We start from the raw sequence: 20,304 nt of genomic DNA on the forward strand, positions 1-20,304 counted from the left end.
GGTGCGGTGGCCGGGATTGTCGGGTCAGCCCTCCGATCGGGCCTCAGCCTTCGTAGAAGCGCCCGGGCGCCGTGAGCGTCACCTGCGTTCCCTCGTCGCTCTCGAAGCGCACGACCGCGTCGATCTGCTTGGCCAGCGCACTGGTGACGCGCATGCCGAGGCCATGTCGCAGGTCCTGCGGGGCGGCGGGGAGCCCGGCGCCGTTGTCGGCCACGACCAGCGATACCGTACCGGACTCCATCCGGCGCAGGGACACATGCACCCAACCCGACCGGCCGTCGCGGAAGCCGTGCTTGAAGCAGTTTGAGACAAGTTCGTTGGTGATCAGGCCGATCGGGATCGCCGTCTCGATATTGCAGAACAGCTTTTCCGCATCGACCGTGACCGTGACCGCGTCATTGCGGTAAAGACTGGCCAGGCTGCGGCAGATCTCCTGGAGCCGCGCGCCGATATCGATCCGCGCGAAGTCGTCCGAGCGATAGAGCTGCTCGTGGATGTTCCCCAGAATCACGATCCGCTGGCTGACCAGCCTCAAACGCTCGCGCGCGTCGTCATCCTCGACCTGCAGGGCCTCGAGATTCATCAGGCTTGAGATCACCTGCAGGTTGTTCTTGACCCGATGATGGATTTCCCGCAGGAGCGTGTCCTTCTGCTGAAGCAGATTGTCCTGTTCCGCAAGGGCCGCCGCCAGCGCCTCCTCGGAACTCTTGCGCGCGGTAATGTCCCGGACCGTACCGATGAAGCGTACCGCGCGGCGCACGCTCTCATCGTCGTCGAACATCGCCTGTCCCCGCGCCGCGACCCAGCGCACCGTGCCATCGGGCCAGCGCGAGCGGAATTCGAGGTTGAGCTCGGCTACGCCGCCCGGGTCCAGGGCATGCTTGAGCGCCCGGTGCGTACGTTGTCGGTCCTCCGGGTGCACGCGCGCGAGGAAGACCTGATAGTCCACCGGCACCTCCAGTGCCAAGCCGAAGATGCTCTTGCTCCGATCGGAACAGGTGAAGGACGCGTTCTGCGGATTCCAGTCCCAAGCGCCGAGCTCCGTCGCTTCGACTGCCAGCCGAAGGCGCTCATCGCTGTCGCGCAGCGCCAGCTCGGTCTCCTTCAGGTCGGAGATGTCGAGCATGACACCGTCCCAGACAACGGTGCCATCTCCCTCGCGCTGGGCGTAAGCCATGCTGCGCACCCATCGGACCCCGCCCTCCGGATCGCGGATCCGGTATTCGAGGCGATAGGGTTCCAGCGTCCGCGCCGAAACCAGCACCGCATCCCGCCAGCGCGGCAGGTCTTCCGCGAAGATGCATTGCCGGCCGAACTCCTCCAGCGGCATCTGGCGCTTGATCTGCTCCGGTTTCAGCCCCATCAGCGGCTCGGCTCGCGCGCTGATATAGGGGAAGCTGATCAGTCCATCGGCTTGCAGCGCCCGCCGATATATCAGGCCCGGAAAATTGGCGGCGATATCGGTGAGGCGGCGCTCGGCAGTCTGCTCCGCTTGGATGCCCGCCAGCCGCTGCTCCGCCTCATGGCGGCCCGCGAGATTACGAGTGAGGATCGTGGCCAGCGCCAACGCCAGGAGCAGCGCCGTGACGCCGCCGCCGCCAACTACAAGAAGCGAGCGCCGCAGCGGCCCCTCGATAATGTCGACCGGGGCGCCGACCGCGACGGTCCAACCGGAGAAGTAGGAGCTGCTGATTGCCGCATAGAGCGGGTCACCCTCCTTGGATTGGACGAAGAGAAAGCCTCCAGTAGCGTCGCCTTCCATCACCGGCATCGACACCAAGGCCGGCGTGCCGACGAACGCCTTCTGGCTTACGTTGCGCCCGACGATGGTGTTCTGCTGGTCGATCACGGTGGCGATCCAGCCCTCGGGAATACCGTGGTTGATCAGGATCTCGGAAAACGCCTCGGCTCGCACGGATGCGGACAGGGTATAAAGAACGGTGCCGTCGCGTATTACGGGCACGCGGAGGATCACGGAGGGCTCGGTGTCGCTCGTATCGGCCGGACGGACGCTCCCGATCAGCGGCCGGCGGGTTTCCACGACGGTGTCGATATCCTCCGGATCGAGCGCCGACGGAAGGACGTCGCCCAGCGGCGTCAGCAGGTTGATGATTTGACGATGCGTCTTTGCATCGCTGAGCCGCATGGTCAGCCATTCGTGACGGCTGTCGAGCACCCGTTTGGCGTGCCGGTAGACGCCGGCCATGTCCCGGTCGTCGATCCGCGGCGAATCCGCCAGCGCCTCCAGTGTCGCGATGTGGGACGCGAGCTCGCGGTCGATCGCGGCCATCGCCGACAGGGCGCTTTGCCGGAGGATCTGCTCGACCGAGTGCTGCTGCTGACGGTCGAACAGGACCACCATGACGATCGAGAAGATGAGGATCGGCAAGACCGCCGTTGCCGCCAGGGCGAACAGCTGAACATGTCGCCGCCCTTTGATCTGCTTCGCCCATTCGGGCAAGGCAAACCAGCTTGGACGCAACACCTTAGATTGAGCCGTCGAAAGAATCGCCATCAGAGCGAGTCGTCACCAGGGATGATCCCCGTCAAGAGGTCCGCAAACCGGAGCGCCCGTAACTGGCCGAAAAGCGCGCCAAATAGCCGCTAACCCGATGCTCGATTAAACGTTAATAAGGGTTACCAAAATATTAACGGAGCTCGACCGCCATCAGCGGCCGCCGTTGACAGTGTCGTGCGGCCACACTCAGGATGTGGACCTGCGGCGGAGGAGATCTGAGATGACGGATGCGGTGCAGACGGAGCGGCGGGGTGCGGTACTCGAAATCGTGATCGACCGGCCGAAGGCCAATGCAATCGATGCGGCGACCAGCCGCCGTCTCGGCGAGATCTTCGCCGGCTTCCGCGACGACCGCGAATTGCGCGTCGCCATCGTCACCGCGGCCGGCGACAAGTTCTTCTCCGCCGGCTGGGACCTCAAGGCGGCCGCCGGCGGAGAAGCGCAGGATTACGGTGTCGGCGGCTTCGCCGGCCTGACCGAACTGTTCGACCTGAGGAAGCCGGTCATCGCCGCGGTGAACGGCATGGCGGTCGGCGGCGGCTTCGAGCTGGCGCTTGCCTGCGACCTGATCGTCGCCGCCGACAGGGCGACCTTCTTCCTGCCCGAGGTGAATATCGGGCTGATCCCGGATGCCGGCGGCGTACTGCGGCTGCCGCGCCGCCTGCCCCGGGCCATCGCCATGGAGATGCTGCTGACCGGCAGCCGTCTCGATGCGGCCGATGCCTATCGGCTGGGCCTCGTGAACCGGGTGGTGTCAGGATCCGAACTGCACGCGGCAGCCCGCGAGCTGGCCGACCGCATCGTCGCCGCGGCGCCGCTGTCCATTGCGGCGGTCAAGGAAGTGATTGCCGTGACCGAGCATCTGCCGATCGATCAGGCCTACGCGGCGATGCGGACCGGGCAAGCGCCCGCCTATGATCGCCTGCTCGCCTCCGAGGATACCCAGGAAGGGCCGCGCGCCTTCGCGGAGAAGCGGCCGCCCGTCTGGCGCGGCCGCTGACGCCGTCAGCCGTCGAGAGCGCTCCGGATCGCGCAGGCCATCTCGTGATCGCGATAGGGCTTCCTTAGCAGGCGGCCTTGATTGGGGAGCGTGGACTCCTTCACGAACTGGCCCGCATAGGCGGAGGTGAAGAGTACCTTCAGGTCCGGTCGACGCTTGATGGCCTCGGCCGCCAAATCCGGGCCGCTCAGCCCGCCCGACATGACGACGTCCGTGAACAGAAGATGCACAGGACCCTGTTCGTCCAGGATATGCAGCGCCACCCTGCCGTTCTCCGCTTCGAGCACCGTATATCCCAGCTCTTGCAGGATCGAGACCGCCAGATTGCGTACCTCCTGGTCATCCTCGACCGTCAGGACGACTTCGCCGTCATGGGCCCGCGGGACAGTGAAGTCGGCTGCGTGACGGTCGCGCTCGGTTGTTCCGGATGCCGTTCCACGCGGCAGATAGACCTGAATCGTCGTGCCGCGGCCCGGTTGGCTGTCGATCTTGATGTGCCCGCCCGACTGTTTGACGAAGCCGTAGGTGATACTGAGCCCCAGCCCCGTTCCCCGTCCGGTATCCTTGGTCGTGAAGAACGGCTCGAACACGCGGTCCAGCAGTTCCGGCGGAATTCCGGTGCCCGTGTCACGGATCGTCAGCATCACATAGTCGCCGGGAAGCAGATCCGGCTCCTGCGCGGCGAAGGCTTCCGACACGCTGACATTTCCCGTTTCGATGGTCAGGGTGCCGCCATCCAGCATGGCATCGCGCGCGTTGATCACCAGATTGACGAGCACCGACTCGACCTGCGAGGGATCGGCCCATGCGATCCAGAGCTGCGGCGCCGGTCGGATCTCGATCTCGATCATCTCACCGAGCGTCCGGCGCAGCATGCCCGCCATCCGCGGGACGAGTTCGTTCAGATTGAGAGCTTGCGGCTGCAGAGGCTGGCGGCGGGCGAACGCCAGCAGACGTTGCGTCAGGTCGGAGCAGCGAAGCGCGCCCTGGAGCGCCATCTCGATACGGTTGGCGGCCCGCTTGTCGTCCTGTAGCGATCGGTGGAGCCGGTCGAGACTACCGATCACCACGGTCAGCATATTGTTGAAGTCGTGGGCGATTCCGCCCGTCAGCTGACCGATCGCCTCCATCTTATGGGCATGGACGAGTTGCTGTTCCAGCCGCCGCCGCTCGGTCACGTCCAGCCAAGTGCCGAAGATCTCCTTCGGCTTGCCATGGTCGTCCCGCACCAGCACGGCCTGGTCCAGGAAGCAGCGATAGGCGTCGTCGGCGCAACGCCACTGATATTCGATCGCGAACGAACCGGCGGCCCCGAGCCTGCCGAACTCCCGGAGCACGCGCCCGCGATCCTCCGGATGGATTCGGCTTGCCCAGATCTCCGGGTCCTCCTCGAACCGCGCGCTCGGGAAGCCGCAGATTCCCTCGGTATTGCCGCTCATGAGCCGGATACCGGGAGCCTTCTCGGAAAAATCCATGGCGTAGAGGGCGATCGGCAGCGACTCGATGATCAGCGCCTGTCGCTCCTCGCTGCGGCGCAGCGCCTGCTCCGCCAGCATCTTCTCCGTACGGGCCCGGAGATTCTCCGACAGCAGCGTACGCTCCTGTGCGGCACTTCGCCGGATTTCCTGGGTCTTCTTGAAGAGATCGACGAAGACCGCGACCTTCGACCTGAGAATGAACGGCTCGACGGGCTTGAAGACATAGTCGACGGCGCCGGCCGAATAGCCGCGAAACATATGGACCTCGTCCTTGTTGATCGCCGTCAGGAAGATGATCGGGATATGGCGCGATCGCTCCCGTTGCCGGATCATCGACGCGGTCTCATAGCCGTCCAGCCCGGGCATCAGGACATCCAGCAGAATGACCGCGAAATCCTCGCGCAGAAGGCGCCGCAGCGCTTCTTCGCCGGATCGGACCGCCACGATCTCCTCGCCCAGCTCCTCGAGCACGCGTTCGAGCGCGAAGAGATTCCGCTCATCGTCATCGACAATCAGGATCTTCGCGACATCGTCCGTAATCGAGCGTTCCTGCTCGTCATGGAACGGCTCCTCGCCTTCCTCCAACTGCTTCGCCCGATCGTCGGTTGCGCTCATCTTCGCCGATCCTATGCGCGCCGTTTCACTCTCCTCAATCACCAGCCTCGACCGTACGCGACGGCAGCGCCGCGGCTCCTCCCGCCCAGGCCGGCATCTCGTCCTGCCGCTGAAGCCACACGCGGATCAGCGACAGCAGCAAGTCGATGTCGACGGGCTTCGCAACATAATCCGATGCCCCGGCCGCGATGCATTTCTGCCTGTCGCCCTTCATCGCCTTGGCGGTGACCGCGATCAGCGGCATGGCCTTGAGGTCCTCGCGCTGCCGAATCTGCCGCATCGTCTGAAAGCCGTCCATATCCGGCATCATGATGTCGATCAAGGCAACGTCGATGTCCGGCGTGTCTTCCAGGAGGGCGATGCCGTCACGGCCATTCTCGGCATAAAGCACTTCCATCGCGTGCCGCTCGAACACGCTGATCAGCGAGAAGATATTGCGGATGTCGTCGTCGATGATCAGGACCTTCCTGCCGCGCAGGATCGGGTCCTTCAACCGGGTCTGCTGCAGGAGCCGCCGCTTCTCGTCGGCCAGGTTCATTACGATGCGGTGCAGAAACAGCGCCGTGTCGTCGAACAGCTCGCCGGTTGATTCCGCGCAGCGCAGGACGGCGGTCTCAGCCAGCTTCCGGAGCCGCTCGTCCGTCCCCATCTCGTGCTCCGCCGCGTAGACCACGATCGGCATGGCCGCGAGACGATCGCTCGACCGGACGCCCTCGATCAGTTCGATGCCCCCTGCCTCGGGAGTCGTCAGATTCACGACGAGACAGTCGAATTCCTGCTCGGTCAGAGTCTTCAGCGCCTTATCGGGTGACGTCACCGTCTCGATCTGCACATCCTCGTCGCTGATCAGGCTGACGATGCTGCGTCGCTGTACCTCATCGTCGTCGACCAGAAGCAGTTTCTTCACCCACCGCTCGGTGAAGCGCTTCAGCCGGTCGAAAGCGGCGACCAGCGCGTCCTTATCGGCGGGTTTGCCGGCGGGCTTTGCGGTGAAGTTGAAGGCGCCCATGTTCAGCGCGCGCCATCTGTACGCCTCGGCCGAAATCACATGCACGGGAACGTGGCGGGTCTGAGAGTCCCGCTTCAGCAGATCCAGCAGCACCCAGCCGTCCATATCCGACAAGCCGATCTCCAGCATGATCGCGTCGGGGCGGAACTTCTTGGCTAGGGACAGGGTGCCCGCGCCCGTCGTCGATACCGCACCCTTGAAGCCATGCTCGCGCGCCAGATCGAGCAGGAGTCCGGCGAGCTTCACGTCCTGCTCCACGATCAGCGCGACCGGGTCGCCCAGCCGGATATGCTCGCGGTCGTCCTTTATCTCCGTCGACGGCAGAAGGGCGAGTCCGGCATCCTCCGCCCCGCCGATATAGGGCTGCGTCGGCGCCGCGGCGTCCGCTGCAAAACCGAGAGCCGCCGGCACCTCGAGCGGCAGGTAAAGTGTGAAGGTGCTTCCGGTGCCCGGCGTGCTGGCGACGTGGATCTCGCCGCCCAGCAGCCGCGCGATCTCGCGGCTGATCGACAGGCCGAGTCCCGTTCCGCCATATTTGCGGCTGGTCGTGCCGTCGGCCTGCTGGAACGCCTCGAAGATGATTCGCTGCTTGTCTTCGGGAATGCCGATTCCCGTATCGGAGACGGCGATGGACAAGGCGCGCTTCGCATTCTTCAGCGCCGGATGAATGCCGCTCCATCCTTCCGTGACCGGTTTCACCTGCAGCCTGACTGATCCCTCCTTGGTGAATTTGAAGGCATTGGACAGAAGGTTCATCACGACCTGTTGCAAACGCTTCTCGTCGGTCTTGATGCTGCGCGGCAGCGCATCGGAGAACTCGATCGAGAAGTCGAGTTCCTTGTCGTCCGCGACTTGGCCGAAGGTCCGTTCCATATGGTGCCGCAGACTCAGGAACGGCATGTCGCTGACGTCGAGGGTGACGGTGCCGGATTCGATCTTCGAAAGGTCCAGGATGTCGTTGATGAGCGACAGCAGATCGGACCCCGCCGCATTGATGGTTCGCGCGAACTCCGTCTGCTTCTCGGTGAGGTTTCCGTCCGTGTTCTCGCCCAGCAGCTTGGACAGGATCAGCAGGCTGTTGAGCGGCGTCCGCAGCTCGTGGGACATGTTGGCGAGAAACTCGGACTTGTATTTCGAGGTCAGCGCCAGCTGCTCCGCCTTCTCCTCGAGCGCGCTCTTGGCCAGCTCGACTTCGAGGTTCTTTGCCTCGACCTGCTTCTTCTCGTTGGAAAGGAGCTGCGCCTTCTCTTGCAGCTCCTCGTTGGTGCGCCGCAGCTCCTCTCTCTGGCTCTTCAGCATCTCCTCGGACTTGCGCAGCGAACGCGCCTGCATCTCCAGCCGGTCGTTCGTCTTCTTCAGCTCTTCCTGCTGGCTCTGCAATTCTCCGGTCAGAAGCTGCGACTGCTTCAGGAGGCCTTCGGTGCGCATCGTCGCGGCGATCGTGTTGAGCACGATGCCGATGCTCTCCATCAACTGGTCGAGGAAGGATTGGTGCGTGTCGCTGAACTGACCGAAGGAGGCCAGCTCGATGACCGCCTTGATCTCGCCTTCGAACAGCACGGGTAGGACGATGATTGTGACCGGCGCCGACCGGCCGAGGCCGGACCCGATGTGCAGGTAGTCGCCCGGAACATTGGTCAGCAGCATGCGCCGCTTGTCCTGGGCGCATTGGCCGATCAGGCCCTCGCGGAGGCGGAACCGGCTGGTCAGGCTCTCGGCCGGTTCCGACGCATAGCTGGCGACGAGATCGAGAACGGTCTCGTCGTTCTCCCGATTGCCGACATAGAAGACGCCGTACTGCGCATCCACAAGCGGTGCCAGCTCCGACAGGATCAGGTTGGATACGGTCATGAGGTCGCGCTCGCCCTGCAGCATGCGCGTGAACCGGGTCAGGTTGGTCTTCAGCCAATCCTGCTCCATGTTCTTCTGCGTCGTGTCCTTGAGATTACGGATCATCTCGTTGATGTTGTCGCTCAACGCGGCGACCTCGCCCGATGCCTCGACGGTAATGGAGCGCGTCAGGTCGCCCTTGGTCACCGCGGTGGCGACCTCCGCGATGGCGCGGACCTGCGTCGTCAGATTGGCGGCGAGCTGGTTGACGTTGTCGGTCAGGTCGCGCCACAGGCCGGCGGCGCCTGGCACCTTCGCCTGACCGCCGAGCTTGCCCTCGATGCCGACCTCGCGGGCCACATTCGTCACCTGGTCGGCGAAGGTCGCGAGCGTCTCGATCATGCCGTTGATGGTATTCGCCAGGGCGGCGATCTCGCCCTTCGCATCGACCGCAAGCTTCCGCTTCAGATCGCCGCGCGCCACCGCGGTCACCACGTCGGCGATGCCGCGCACCTGATTGGTCAGATTCGTCGCCATCAGATTGACGTTGTCGGTCAGGTCCTTCCAGGTGCCGGCGACGCCTTCGACCCGCGCCTGCCCGCCCAGCTTGCCCTCGGTGCCGACCTCGCGCGCCACGCGCGTCACCTCGGACGCGAAGGAGTTGAGCTGGTCCACCATCGTGTTGATGGTGTCCTTGAGCTCCAAGATCTCGCCCTTCACGTCGACGGTGATCTTCTTCGACAGGTCGCCTTTCGCGACCGCCGTCGTCACCTCGGCGATGTTGCGGACCTGACCCGTCAGATTCGCCGCCATCAGATTGACGTTGTCGGTCAGGTCCTTCCAGGTGCCGGCGACGCCTTCGACGCGAGCCTGCCCGCCCAGATTACCTTCCGTGCCGACCTCGCGCGCGACGCGCGTCACCTCCGACGCGAAGGAGCCGAGCTGATCGACCATCGTGTTGATCGTGTTCTTCAGCTCCAGGATCTCGCCCTTCACATCGACCGTGATCTTCTTCGACAGGTCACCCTTGGCGACCGCCGTCGTCACCTCGGCGATGTTGCGGACCTGACCCGTCAGGTTGGTCGCCATCGCGTTCACGTTGTCGGTGAGGTCCTTCCAGGTACCGGCGACGCCCTCCACTCGCGCCTGGCCACCCAGATTACCCTCAGTGCCGACCTCGCGGGCGACGCGCGTCACCTCCGACGCGAAGGAGTTGAGCTGATCGACCATCGTGTTGATCGTGTTCTTCAGCTCGAGAATCTCGCCTTTGACGTCGACGGTGATCTTCTTCGACAAGTCACCGCTCGCCACGGCGGTCGTCACCTCGGCGATATTGCGGACCTGACCGGTCAGGTTGGTCGCCATCGCGTTCACGTTCTCGGTCAGGTCCTTCCAGGTACCGGCCACGCCCTCCACCCGCGCCTGCCCGCCCAGCTTGCCCTCGGTGCCGACCTCGCGCGCCACGCGCGTCACCTCGGACGCGAAGGAGTTGAGCTGGTCCACCATCGTGTTGATGGTGTCCTTGAGCTCTAAGATCTCGCCCTTCACGTCGACGGTGATCTTCTTCGACAGGTCGCCCTTCGCGACCGCCGTCGTCACCTCGGCGATATTGCGGACCTGGCCGGTCAGGTTGGTCGCCATCGCGTTCACGTTGTCGGTCAGGTCCTTCCAGGTGCCGGCGACGCCTTTGACTCGAGCTTGGCCGCCCAGCTTGCCCTCGGTGCCCACTTCGCGGGCGACGCGCGTCACTTCCGACGCGAAGGAGCCGAGCTGCCCGACCATCGTATTGACGGTCTTGCCGATCCGCAGAAACTCGCCGCGCAGCGGGCTTCCGTCGATCTCCAGCACCATCGTCTGCGACAGGTCGCCCTTGGCGACTGCGCCGATCACCCGCGCCACTTCGGTCGTCGGCTGAACCAAGTCGCCGATTAGCCGGTTCACCGAGTCGACGCAGGCTTCCCATCCGCCCTGCGCACCGGCAACCTTTCCGCGCTGACCAATCTTGCCCTCCTTGCCGACGACCGTGCTCAGCCGTTCGAACTCCCGGGTCATGGACTGGTTCAGCTCGACAACCTCGTTGAAGGATCGGGCGATCTCGCCGTCCACGCCGGCCATATCCTCGGGCAGGCGCACCGAAAAATCGCCGCGGCGGAACGCGCGCAAGGCTCGGAGCAGGCGCCGCGATTCGAGGTGATCGGTTTGAACGGCGGTTTGCATGCTATCCTTCTCCCCTTCTACGGCTTGGCCTGATGGATGTTGGCCTTGTGCTGCTTAGCGTCGCGCGGGCTCATCTGCGCCACCGGTTTCGCACGGCTTCTCTGGTCCGCGCCGGAAGCCCGCGTTGCCGGTCGATCGCCGGCGCGCTTGCATTGGCCATTTGGTGCCCCCGGCAGAGGTCCGCAAAGACGCGCAAGCCCGACTTGATCCAAGTGAGCGTCCGACAGGGATTAAAGCCTGTCGAATATTGCAAGTCCACGCCGATGATCCTCCCGCCGTTCCCGGCGACCTCGCCCTTGCGCTCCGCCGCCGAATAAGCTCTATGACAGCGGGAAAACCGGCCTGCCCTTTTCGATCGGCGAGGAAACTTTCCGCATGAGCATCCAGGACCCCCTTCCCGGACGGACCCTCCGCGACCTGGCCGACTCCCTCGGGGCAAGGCTCGTCGGCGACGGGTCGTTCCGGGTGCGCCAGGTCGTGCATCCTTCAGCGGCACAGGCGGAGTCCGATCTTGCGCTGGCCATCGAGCCGAGCGCCTACGCGGCGCTGGCCAAGACCGCCGCCGGCGCAGCGATCGTCACCGAGAAGCCGGCGCCCTCTGAAGAGCCGCCAGCGGGGCCACCCAACTATCTCGTCGTTCAGCGGCCGCGCTACGCGCTGGCGCTTCTGCTCGACCTCTTCGACAAACCGCTCCACGCCCCGGACGGCATTCATCCAACGGCAGTGATCGATCCCTCGGCGCAGGTCGCCGAGTTCTGCTCGGTCGGCGCCTTCGTCTATATCGGGCCGCGGGCCGTCGTCGGCGCGCAGACCGTATTGATGCCGCATGTGACGATCGGCGCCGACGCCCGGATCGGCCAGAACTGCCGGCTGCACTCGGGCGCGCGCATCGGCGAGCGGGTGGTGCTCGGCGATCGCGTGATCCTCCAGCACAACGCATCGATCGGCGCCGATGGCTTCAGCTATGCGACGCCGGAGGCCGGCAGCATCGATACCGTCCGGGCCACGGGACGGGTCGAAGCGCAGAACACACGGATCGTCCGTATCAACTCCGTCGGGACCGTGATCCTGGAGGACGATGTCGAGGTCGGCGCGAACGCGGCCATCGACCGCGGGACCCTTGGCGTCACGACCGTGCGCCGCGGCACCAAGATTGACAACCTTGTGCAGATTGGCCACAACACGACGATTGGTGAGAATTGTCTGATCGCCGGACTGGTGGGAATATCGGGCAGTTGCCGGATCGGCGACCGCGTCGTGCTCGCCGGACAGGCCGGCGTCGCGGACCACATCACCATCGGTGATGATGCGATCGCCCTGGCGGGATCGGGCATTGCCCGCGATGTTGCGCCCCGCTCCGTGGTCGTCGGCTCTCCGGCAATGCCGAAGAACGAGACGTTCGAGCAGATTGCCTATGTCAAGCGCCTGAAGAGGATGTTCCGAGATCTTATGAATCTGACGCAGCGGGTCGACAGAATCGAGAAGGCGCACGGTGAGCGGGAAGGCAGCGAAACGTAGGAGAGGCTGAGGATGGCAGCGGTTCGGGAGCAGATCTTCGATATCATCGCGAAAGAAGGCAACACCGACCGCGATCGCATCCAGACAACATCGACTCTCGATGATCTGGAAATCGAGTCCCTCGACGTCGTGCAGATCATCTTCGCCATCGAAGAACATTTCCAGATCTACATGCCTTATAACAATCCGACTTTCGACGTCCGCACGGTGGGCGATCTGGTCGAGACCGTCGAGCGCGTGCTGCGCGAAAAAGAAACCGCCTGACCGGCGACCGCCCCTCCCCCATGTATCGCGTCGTCATCACCGGGTATGGCTGCATCTCGGCGCTCGGCCATCGGGCCGAAGATTGCTGGCAGGCGATGCGGGACGGCCGCTCCGGCATCGCTCCAATCACTACGATTCCGACCGACCTCCTCAGCGTCCGCGTCGCGGCCGAGGTGAAGGACTACGTACCGACGCGCCATTTCGAGGAAAAGCGGTTGGCTTACCTCGACCGCGTCGTGCAGTTCGCCTTGATTGCCGCGGGCGAAGCCCTCGCCGGGTCGGGTCTGCCACTCGCCGAAAGCGGCTTGGCCGAGGAGACGGCCGTAATCGTCGGCACCGGTGTCGGTGGTCAGAACACGCAGGACGACTCCTATCGCCGGCTCTATGGCGAGGGCATCGCGCGGCTGCACCCGTTCACGATCCCGAAGCTGATGGTGAACGCGGCCGCCAGCCATATTTCGATGACGTTCGGGATCTCCGGCCCCGCTTTTTCGGTCGCCAGCGCCTGCGCCTCGGCGAATCACGCGATCGGTCAGGCTTTCTGGATGGTGCGCCACGGCCAGGCACGCGCTGCCGTCACCGGCGGCAGCGAAGCCTGCATCACCGTCGGCACCATGAAGGGTTGGGAGGCGATGCGGGTTATGGCGATGGACACCTGCCGGCCGTTCTGTCGCGAGCGGCGCGGCATGATCCTTGGCGAGGGTGCCGGGATTCTGGTTCTGGAACGGCTGGAGGATGCCCGCGCCCGCGGTGCCCCGATCCTCGCCGAACTGGCCGGCTTCGGCATGTCCGCCGATGCCGGCGACCTCGTTCAGCCCTCCGCGGCGGGCGCCGCCCGGGCGATCGTGGGCGCGCTGAAGGATGCCGAACTGCCGACCGATCGAATCGACTACGTCAACGCCCACGGCACCGGCACGGTCGCCAATGACGCGACCGAGACGCAGGCCCTGCTCCGCGTGTTCGGCGATCATGCCGGCCGGCTGGCGGTGTCGTCGACCAAGTCGATGCACGGCCACGCGCTCGGCGCCGCCGGCGCGCTCGAGCTGCTCGCCGCGATTCGCGCCATCACCGACGGGGTCGTGCCGCCGACAGCCAACTTCATGACGCCCGATCCGGACTGCAGCCTCGACTACGTGCCGAACGAAGCGCGCGAGCGGGTGGTGGGCGCCGCGCTCTCGAACTCCTTCGCCTTCGGCGGGCTGAACGCGGTCCTCGCGCTGCGTCGGTTCGATTAGATCAGTCATCAACCGCCGCAACGATTCCGGATCAGCCGGACGACGAACCAGGCGACGATCAGGCCGACGACGATGGAGCCGATCGGGCCGACATAATCCCCGACGACGCTCCAGTTGCTCTGCAGCAGGACGCCGGCATAGGCGAGCACCGCGGTCCAGCCCAGCGTGCCGATGCCCGAGTAGATCAGAAACGACAGCAAGGGCATGCCGCAGACGCCGGCGGGCGCCGAGATCAAGGTCCGCACGCCCGGCACGAGGCGGCCGATCAGGACGGCCGTTCGACCGTGATGACCGAACCATGCGGTCACCCGCTCGATGTCGTCCCGCGAGACGCCGAGCCACCGGCCATGCCGGTCGGCGAACCGCTTCAACCGATCGCCCCCGTAAAGCCGGCCAGCGAAATACCAGGGCAGCGCGCCGATCAGCGATCCCGCGACGCCGGCCACCACCACGCCGATCAGCGTGAGCTCGCCGCTGCTGGCCGTGAAGCCCGCCATCGGCATGATCACCTCGGAGGGAATCGGCGGGAAGATGTTCTCTAGAAACATCAGCAGCGCGATGCCTGGATAGCCCAGCGAATCCATCACACCCTTGATCCAGTCGGCCATCCGCTCCCGTCCGCTGCCGCGATGAGTCCCAAGTCCCAATCGTCAACGACCGCAAGCCCGGTTCGTTCCGACGACCTGCGCGGGATCCGTTTAGAGAGCGCCTGCTCCGGCGACGCGGCCGATGCCGGTAATGGCCTGAGAGATGGATGGAGCGCCATGTGGATATCTTGGGCCTGAATGCTGCCGGCGCCTGTAAGTTCGAGTCCCTCCACATCCTCCAGCTTGAGCCGGTACAGGATCGGCTTGGTCGGATGGATCGCATACGCCTCGCCGGTTTCGATCGAAAGTGTGAGCACCCCGTCGCTGACCGCCATTTTCACATGGGGCAGGATATTGTCTTCCGCTTCGACGGCCAGGGAGACGCCCTCGCCTTGCTCGAGAATGAGCGTACCGATGCCGGCCAGCCTTACGCAGTCGACATCACCGACCTCCCCATTTTCGATGTTCCTTGGTTCGACGATGACCTTTCCCGACCTTTCGATCACGCCATGCGCGAGTCCGGGGAGCGGCCCGATCACGATCGCCGGCAAGACGAACAGGAGGACGGAAAGTCCCTTCATGCCGATCCCGACCTGCTAAGAGCGCCCCGCCAGAGGCAGAACGCATGACGGAACGCCGCCGAGATTCGGAAAGTTAACATGGCGCGGCCGAAAGGCTATTCCCGCCATCCGGATACAACGGGTGTGGCCGTTCGGATCTTCATATTTTAGTCAAAGTTCTCCTGGACTGTGACATCTTGGGGGACCTGAGGGAGCCTGCGGGAGCCAACATGATGGACGAGCTTGGTTGGAGATCCTATCGGCGCCTTTTCGACCAGCGGCGGATCTCGCGACGCGACCGGCGCGCCTGTCTCGGGACTGTTCTCGGAACCTTGGCCGGCTGCCTGACGCTAACCGCCCTGCCAGCCTTGGCGCAGGAGATTCGCTTCTTCCGGATCGGAACCGGCGCGACCGGCGGCTCCTATTTCCCAGTCGGCGGCATGATCGCCAATGCAATCAGCAACCCGCCGGGTTCGCGGTCATGCGACCGTGGCGGCAGTTGCGGCATTCCCGGCCTGATCGCCGTGGCGCAGACGACGCAGGGCTCGGTCGAGAATGTCCGTGCGATCGGATCGGGGCAGTTCGACTCCGCCCTCTGTCAGGCGGATGTGGCCCATTGGGCTTTCACCGGAAGCAGCATCTTCGCTGAGACCGGCGCGATCGACAGCCTGCGCGCCATTGCCCATTTGTACCAGGAGAGCCTGCATGTCGTGGTCCGCGCCGACTCCGACATTCACGCGATCGAGGATCTGACCGGCAAGCGCGTGTCGATCAGCGAGAAGGGATCGGGGACGCTGCTGACCGCCGACATGGTGCTGGACAGCTTCGGCATCGCGCGGAAGGCGCTGAAGGCCGAATATCTTTCGATCGGCGCGGCGGCGAGCCGGCTGGCCGCGGGCGAGATCGACGCCTTCTTCATGGTCGGCGGTCACCCGCTGCCGGCCATCGTCGACCTTGCGCGACGGCAGGACATCCGGCTGCTGCCCGTCGACGGCGAGGGCGCCGAGGCCCTGCGCATGAAATACCCCTTCCTGACGGTGGACCTCATTCCCGCCACCGCCTATCGCGGCACCGACACGACCATCACCATCGGCATCGGCACGCTCTGGCTGGTGAGCGCGACGCTTTCGGAGGACGTGGTCTTCGGCCTCGCGCGGGCCCTATGGCACCCCTCGACGCGCAAGCTGCTGGACGAGGGCAATCCGATCGGCCGCCGCATCCGAATCGAAACCGCGCTGCTCGGCATACCGATCCCGCTCCACCCCGGCGCCGCCCGCTATTACGCCGAGGCCGACCAACTGCGCGGCCTTCGCCCGCTGCCGAAATAGCGCCGGCCGGCTTCGCCGTTCAACGCGAGGGGCTTTTCCGGGTCTCTGCAAGGAGGGCCACGACGAGGGCGCTGAAGCCGAGCCCGAAGAAAGCGGCATGCATGGCATGCCCGGCTTCCCACTGGTTGCGATAGCTGGTCCAGTCTGCAGGCAGCGTCTCCGCTGTCCAGCCGCTCAATGCCGCATTCATTGGGGCCACCATAAGGAACCAGCCGACAAGGCCTGCGGTGACGCAGAGCGCCGCGCCCAAGGTCCAGAAGAAGGCGGGCCGCCTGCGGACCAGAAAGACCACGACCCAGGTCAGCAGGATGGACAACAGCTCGATGGCGGCCCCCACGACCCCAAAGGCGAAATACAGATTGTGCTGGACCGTCAGCCACGCCGCGCCGCCGAGGCGCAGCTTTCCCGGAATCTCCATGACGTGGCAGAACGTCATCCCAAGCGTCAGCGCCACCAGAAGCAGGCTGAGAAAGCGCGCTCTTCAGGGCCATGATCGTCCTCCCAGCGCCGCCACCCGCTATGGGAAGGCAAGTCGCGACGGTTCGGAGCTTGGCCATTCGTTCCAGCCAACCCCGGAGCTGCCGCGTTCCCGCAGCTTAACTCGCCTTCTTTATGAGGAACGTAAAGACGCCATCCGCTTCGGTCGACTCGCGCAGCTCATGGCCGGCCGCCTCGCAGAAATGCGCGAAGTCCTTGACCGCGCCGGGGTCGGTGGCCAGGACCTGGAGCAGGCCGCCGGGCGGCACCTCCTTCATCGCCTTGCGGGCGCGCAGGACCGGCAGCGGACATTTCAGCCCCTTGGTGTTGAGGGTGGTGGTCATGATCTCTTTGCCTCCTCCTGCGAGCTTATCAAAGGGATTGCCGCCACCGAAAGCGCCACGGCGAAGTCCGGGCGCCGGTTTCGCGACAGCGGGTTTGACCTTGCCCGGTTTTCGCCTTTCTATGTCGCGGCGACCGTCGGAGAAAGGGACCCGAAGGGATGAGCGTCGATTCCATGCCGCGCGAAGAGCACGACGTCGATCTGTCGCCGCAGGTCGGCGACAGCGTCAAATTCTCGACCTGCTACATGTGCGCCTGCCGCTGCGGCATCAAGGTGCATCTGAAGGACGGGCGCATCCGCTACATCGAGGGCAACCGCAACCATCCGGTCAACAAGGGCGTGCTCTGCGCCAAGGGCTCGGCCGGCCTGATGACCCAGTATTCGCCGGCGCGGCTGTCGAAGCCGCTGCTCCGGGTCGGCGACCGGGGCGCCGGTGAATTCAAGGAGATCGAGTGGGACGAGGCCCTCGATCTGGCGACGCAGTGGCTCGGCGAGATCCGCCGGACCGACCCGCGCCGCCTCGCCTTCTTCACCGGGCGCGACCAGAGCCAGGCGCTGACCGGCTGGTGGGCGAGCCAGTTCGGCACTCTCAACTACGCCGCCCATGGCGGCTTTTGCTCGGTCAACATGGCGGCGGCCGGGCTCTATTCGATCGGCGGCTCGTTCTGGGAATTCGGCGAGCCTGACTGGGAGCGCACCCAGTACTTCCTGATGTTCGGCGTCGCCGAGGATCATGACAGCAACCCGATCAAGATCGGCCTCGGCAAGCTCAAGGAACGCGGCGCGAAGTTCGTCTCGATCAACCCGATCAAGACCGGCTATTCGGCGATCGCCGACGAATGGGTCGGCATCCGGCCCGGCACCGATGGCCTGCTCGTCTTCGCGCTCATCCACGAGCTGCTGAAGGCGGACAAGATCGATACCGCCTTCCTCGTCCGCTACACCAACGCGCCCTGGCTGGTGATCCAGGATCCGGGCGCGGCCGATGACGGCCTGTTCGCCCGCGACGCGGACGGCAATCCGCTCTGCTGGGACAAGACCGGCGGTGCCGCCGTCAACGCGCTCCTGCCCGAGGTGACGCCGGCGCTCGTCGGCCGCTTCACGCTGCCCGACGGCCGAGCCGCCGTGCCGGCCTTTCAGTTGATGGCGGCGCGCTATCTCGATGCCCGCTACGATCCCGAGGCGGTGGCGCCCGAGACGGGCATTTCCGCCGCGACCATCCGCCGGATCGCCGCCGAGCTCGCCCACGCCGCCTTCGCACAGGAGATCACGCTCGACGTTCCCTGGACCGACTGGGCCGGGCGCCGCCATGACAAGATGATCGGCCGGCCGGTCGCGATGCATGCGATGCGCGGCATCTCCGCCCATTCGAACGGCTTCCACACCTGCCGCGCGATTCATCTTCTGCAGATGCTGCTGGGCAGCATCGATTGCCCGGGCGGCTTCCGCTATAAGCCGCCCTTCCCGCGCGCCGCGCCGCCGGGACCGAGGCCGACCGGTCGTGTCGGCGAGGTCATGGCCGGCCAGCCGCTGCCCGGCCCGCCGCTGGGCTTCCCGATGGGCCCTGAGGATCTGCTGGTCGAGGCCGACGGCACGCCCCGGCGCATCGACAAGGCCTTCTCCTGGGAAGCGCCGCTCGCCGCCCACGGCATGATGCAAATGGTGATCGCCAACGCGTGGGCCGGCGATCCTTATCCGATCGACACGCTGTTCATGTACATGGCGAACATGAGCTGGAACTCGGCCATGAACACGGCCGGCACCATGACGATGCTGACGGATCGGGACGCGGCGACCGGTGACTACAAGATTCCGCGCATCATCTATGCCGACGCCTATTTCTCCGAGATGGTGGCCTATGCGGACCTGGTGCTGCCGGACACCACCTATCTCGAGCGGCATGACTGCATCTCGCTGCTCGACCGGCCGATCTGCGATGCGGACGGCGCCGCCGATGCGATCCGTCAGCCGATCCTGCCGCCGGATCGCGACGTGCGGCCGTTCCAGGATGTGCTGATCGATCTCGGCGCCCGCCTGGGCCTGCCCGGATTGGTCGATGCCGACGGCGCGCCAAAGTATCCCGGCGGCTATCCCGACTACATGGTGCGCCACGAGCGCAAGCCCGGCATTGGCATGCTCGCCGGCTGGCGCGGCCCGGAGGGCGCGCAGCACGGCAAGGGCACGCCGAACCCCGATCAGCTCGAACGCTACAAGGAGAACGAATGCTTCTGGCGGCACGAGCTGCCGGAGGAGCAGAGATTCTTCCGCCACGCCAACCGCGCCTATCTCGATTGGGCGGCGACGATCGGCTTCATCGAACGGCCGCAGCAGATCATCCTGCAGCTCTACAGCGAGCCGATGCAGAAATTCCGCTTGGCGGCGCGCGGTCACGGCGCCGTGCAGCCGCCCGAGCGCGACCGCGCCCGCGTCGAGGCCTATTTCGATCCGCTGCCGTTCTGGTATCCGCCGTTCGAGCAGTTGGTGATCGAGGAGGACGCCTTTCCGCTGCAGGCGATCACCCAGCGGCCGATGTCGATGTATCACTCATGGGGCTCGCAGAACGCCTGGCTGCGCCAGATCCACAACGCCAACCGGCTCTATGTCAACCGCCGCACCGGCGAGCAACTGGGGCTGGCCGACGGTGACTGGGTCTGGATCGTCAGCCATCACGGCCGGGTCAAGGCACCGATCAAGCTGATGGAGGGCGTGAACGAGCACACGGTTTGGACCTGGAACGCCATCGGCCGGCGCGCCGGCGCCGCCAACCTGGCGCCCGATGCGGGCGAGGCCGCGCGCGGCTTCCTGCTGAACCATGTGATCGCGGAACTGCTGCCGCCACGCGCCGATGGCTATCGCTATGCCAATGCCGATCCGATAACCGGCCAAGCCGCCTGGTACGATCTGCGCATCCGCCTGGAGAAGGTGGCGGCGGACGAGGCCGGCGAGCCGGCACCGCATTTCCCCACCTTGACGACCCCGCCCGGCCTTCCGAAGCGACCTGGGATTCTGCGCTACGGCGCCGCTTTCCGGGAGCGCCCGGAGCAGAAGCGGTGACGCGCCTTGCGGACCAGCGGAGCGCGACGCGTCTGGGTCTGGTGATCGATTTGGACACCTGCGTCGGCTGCCACGCCTGCGCGGTCAACTGCAAGCAGTGGAACAGCGGCGGGGCGATGGCGCCCCTGACCGACACGGAGCCCTACGGCGGCGCGCCCGACGGCGTCTGGTTCAACCGGGTGCACAGCTTCGAGGCCGGCGCCGGCGCCGCCGGCCGGATGGTCCACTTCCCGCGCTCCTGCCTGCACTGCGAAGAGCCGGCCTGCGTCCC

At 65.4% G+C, this 20,304-nt stretch carries 13 protein-coding genes and 1 pseudogene; 7 read left to right on the forward strand and 7 right to left on the reverse strand.

Translation table 11 applies throughout. The annotated features are described in order from the left end of the window. Nucleotides 1–43: 43 nt before the first annotated feature. The gene (locus tag DT069_RS21825) at nt 44–2,515 is read right to left on the reverse strand and encodes a sensor histidine kinase (protein ID WP_119462458.1); all 2,472 of its coding nucleotides are present in this window, start codon (nt 2,513–2,515) and stop codon (nt 44–46) included. Nucleotides 2,516–2,738: 223 nt separating this feature from the next. On the opposite strand from DT069_RS21825, the gene DT069_RS21830 reads away from it, so the two are divergent. Beyond that, nucleotides 2,739–3,518, forward strand: a complete 780-nt coding sequence (locus DT069_RS21830; protein ID WP_119462459.1) for an enoyl-CoA hydratase-related protein — start codon at nt 2,739–2,741, stop codon at nt 3,516–3,518. 5 nt (nt 3,519–3,523) lie between these two features. On the opposite strand, the gene DT069_RS21835 is transcribed toward DT069_RS21830, so the two are convergent. Next, complete coding sequence (locus tag DT069_RS21835) at nt 3,524–5,611, reverse strand: response regulator (RefSeq protein WP_119462460.1); 2,088 nt, start codon at nt 5,609–5,611, stop codon at nt 3,524–3,526. Between the two features lie 34 nt (nt 5,612–5,645). Then, entirely contained in the window at nt 5,646–10,667 is a 5,022-nt protein-coding gene (locus DT069_RS21840; protein WP_119462461.1) for a HAMP domain-containing protein, read from the reverse strand. Nucleotides 10,668–11,042: 375 nt separating this feature from the next. Here DT069_RS21840 and DT069_RS21845 point away from each other — a divergent pair, with 375 nt between their 5' ends. Genes DT069_RS21845 through DT069_RS21855 form a run of 3 tightly spaced genes read left to right on the forward strand, consistent with a single transcriptional unit; the run spans nt 11,043 to nt 13,684 of the window. Continuing rightward, nucleotides 11,043–12,185: a UDP-3-O-(3-hydroxymyristoyl)glucosamine N-acyltransferase gene (locus tag DT069_RS21845; RefSeq protein ID WP_119462462.1), complete on the forward strand. Its 1,143-nt coding sequence runs from the start codon at nt 11,043–11,045 to the stop codon at nt 12,183–12,185. Nucleotides 12,186–12,197: 12 nt separating this feature from the next. Beyond that, nucleotides 12,198–12,449, forward strand: coding sequence for an acyl carrier protein (locus DT069_RS21850; RefSeq protein ID WP_119462463.1), 252 nt, complete (start codon nt 12,198–12,200; stop codon nt 12,447–12,449). A 20-nt stretch (nt 12,450–12,469) separates the two neighbouring features. Beyond that, the gene (locus tag DT069_RS21855; RefSeq protein ID WP_119462464.1) at nt 12,470–13,684 is read left to right on the forward strand and encodes a beta-ketoacyl-[acyl-carrier-protein] synthase family protein; all 1,215 of its coding nucleotides are present in this window, start codon (nt 12,470–12,472) and stop codon (nt 13,682–13,684) included. Nucleotides 13,685–13,692: 8 nt separating this feature from the next. Here the strand turns inward: DT069_RS21855 and DT069_RS21860 are convergent, their stop codons facing one another. Next, nucleotides 13,693–14,292: a DedA family protein gene (locus tag DT069_RS21860; RefSeq protein WP_119462465.1), complete on the reverse strand. Its 600-nt coding sequence runs from the start codon at nt 14,290–14,292 to the stop codon at nt 13,693–13,695. Then, on the reverse strand, nt 14,268–14,810 hold the full coding sequence (locus DT069_RS21865) for a GIN domain-containing protein (RefSeq protein ID WP_162913350.1): 543 nt from the start codon (nt 14,808–14,810) through the stop codon (nt 14,268–14,270). The genes DT069_RS21860 and DT069_RS21865 overlap by 25 nt, the downstream gene beginning before the upstream one ends. Before the next feature lie 251 nt (nt 14,811–15,061). Between DT069_RS21865 and DT069_RS21870 the strand changes: the two genes are divergently transcribed. Beyond that, complete coding sequence (locus DT069_RS21870) at nt 15,062–16,159, forward strand: TAXI family TRAP transporter solute-binding subunit (RefSeq protein WP_425450457.1); 1,098 nt, start codon at nt 15,062–15,064, stop codon at nt 16,157–16,159. A gap of 19 nt (nt 16,160–16,178) precedes the next feature. On the opposite strand, the gene DT069_RS21875 is transcribed toward DT069_RS21870, so the two are convergent. Beyond that, nucleotides 16,179–16,613 carry a hypothetical protein gene (locus DT069_RS21875; protein ID WP_162913351.1) on the reverse strand — a complete coding sequence of 145 codons (435 nt, stop codon included), beginning with the start codon at nt 16,611–16,613 and terminating at the stop codon, nt 16,179–16,181. Between the two features lie 142 nt (nt 16,614–16,755). Next, nucleotides 16,756–16,980, reverse strand: coding sequence for a sulfurtransferase TusA family protein (locus DT069_RS21880; protein WP_119462468.1), 225 nt, complete (start codon nt 16,978–16,980; stop codon nt 16,756–16,758). Between the two features lie 158 nt (nt 16,981–17,138). Here DT069_RS21880 and DT069_RS21885 point away from each other — a divergent pair, with 158 nt between their 5' ends. Together DT069_RS21885 and DT069_RS21890 are read left to right on the forward strand one after the other, a co-directional pair. Further along, a complete protein-coding gene (locus DT069_RS21885; protein WP_119462469.1) occupies nt 17,139–20,033 on the forward strand; it encodes a molybdopterin oxidoreductase family protein in 2,895 nt (964 codons plus the stop codon). After that, nucleotides 20,030–20,304, forward strand: a pseudogene (locus DT069_RS21890) (ferredoxin); the annotation flags it as partial. The gene DT069_RS21885 and the pseudogene DT069_RS21890, both read left to right, overlap by 4 nt.

The sequence above is a fragment of the Virgifigura deserti genome (assembly GCA_003576685.1).
In the GTDB taxonomy this organism is placed as follows: Bacteria; Pseudomonadota; Alphaproteobacteria; order Dongiales; family Dongiaceae; genus Virgifigura; species Virgifigura deserti.

Coding starts and splice junctions, on each gene's coding strand:
- DT069_RS21825 (WP_119462458.1), bottom strand. CDS start 2,515: ATGGCGATTCTTTCGACGGCTCAATCTAAGGTGTTGCGTCCAAGCTGG.
- DT069_RS21830 (WP_119462459.1), top strand. CDS start 2,739: ATGACGGATGCGGTGCAGACGGAGCGGCGGGGTGCGGTACTCGAAATC.
- DT069_RS21835 (WP_119462460.1), bottom strand. CDS start 5,611: ATGAGCGCAACCGACGATCGGGCGAAGCAGTTGGAGGAAGGCGAGGAG.
- DT069_RS21840 (WP_119462461.1), bottom strand. CDS start 10,667: ATGCAAACCGCCGTTCAAACCGATCACCTCGAATCGCGGCGCCTGCTC.
- DT069_RS21845 (WP_119462462.1), top strand. CDS start 11,043: ATGAGCATCCAGGACCCCCTTCCCGGACGGACCCTCCGCGACCTGGCC.
- DT069_RS21850 (WP_119462463.1), top strand. CDS start 12,198: ATGGCAGCGGTTCGGGAGCAGATCTTCGATATCATCGCGAAAGAAGGC.
- DT069_RS21855 (WP_119462464.1), top strand. CDS start 12,470: ATGTATCGCGTCGTCATCACCGGGTATGGCTGCATCTCGGCGCTCGGC.
- DT069_RS21860 (WP_119462465.1), bottom strand. CDS start 14,292: ATGGCCGACTGGATCAAGGGTGTGATGGATTCGCTGGGCTATCCAGGC.
- DT069_RS21870 (WP_425450457.1), top strand. CDS start 15,062: ATGATGGACGAGCTTGGTTGGAGATCCTATCGGCGCCTTTTCGACCAG.
- DT069_RS21880 (WP_119462468.1), bottom strand. CDS start 16,980: ATGACCACCACCCTCAACACCAAGGGGCTGAAATGTCCGCTGCCGGTC.
- DT069_RS21885 (WP_119462469.1), top strand. CDS start 17,139: ATGAGCGTCGATTCCATGCCGCGCGAAGAGCACGACGTCGATCTGTCG.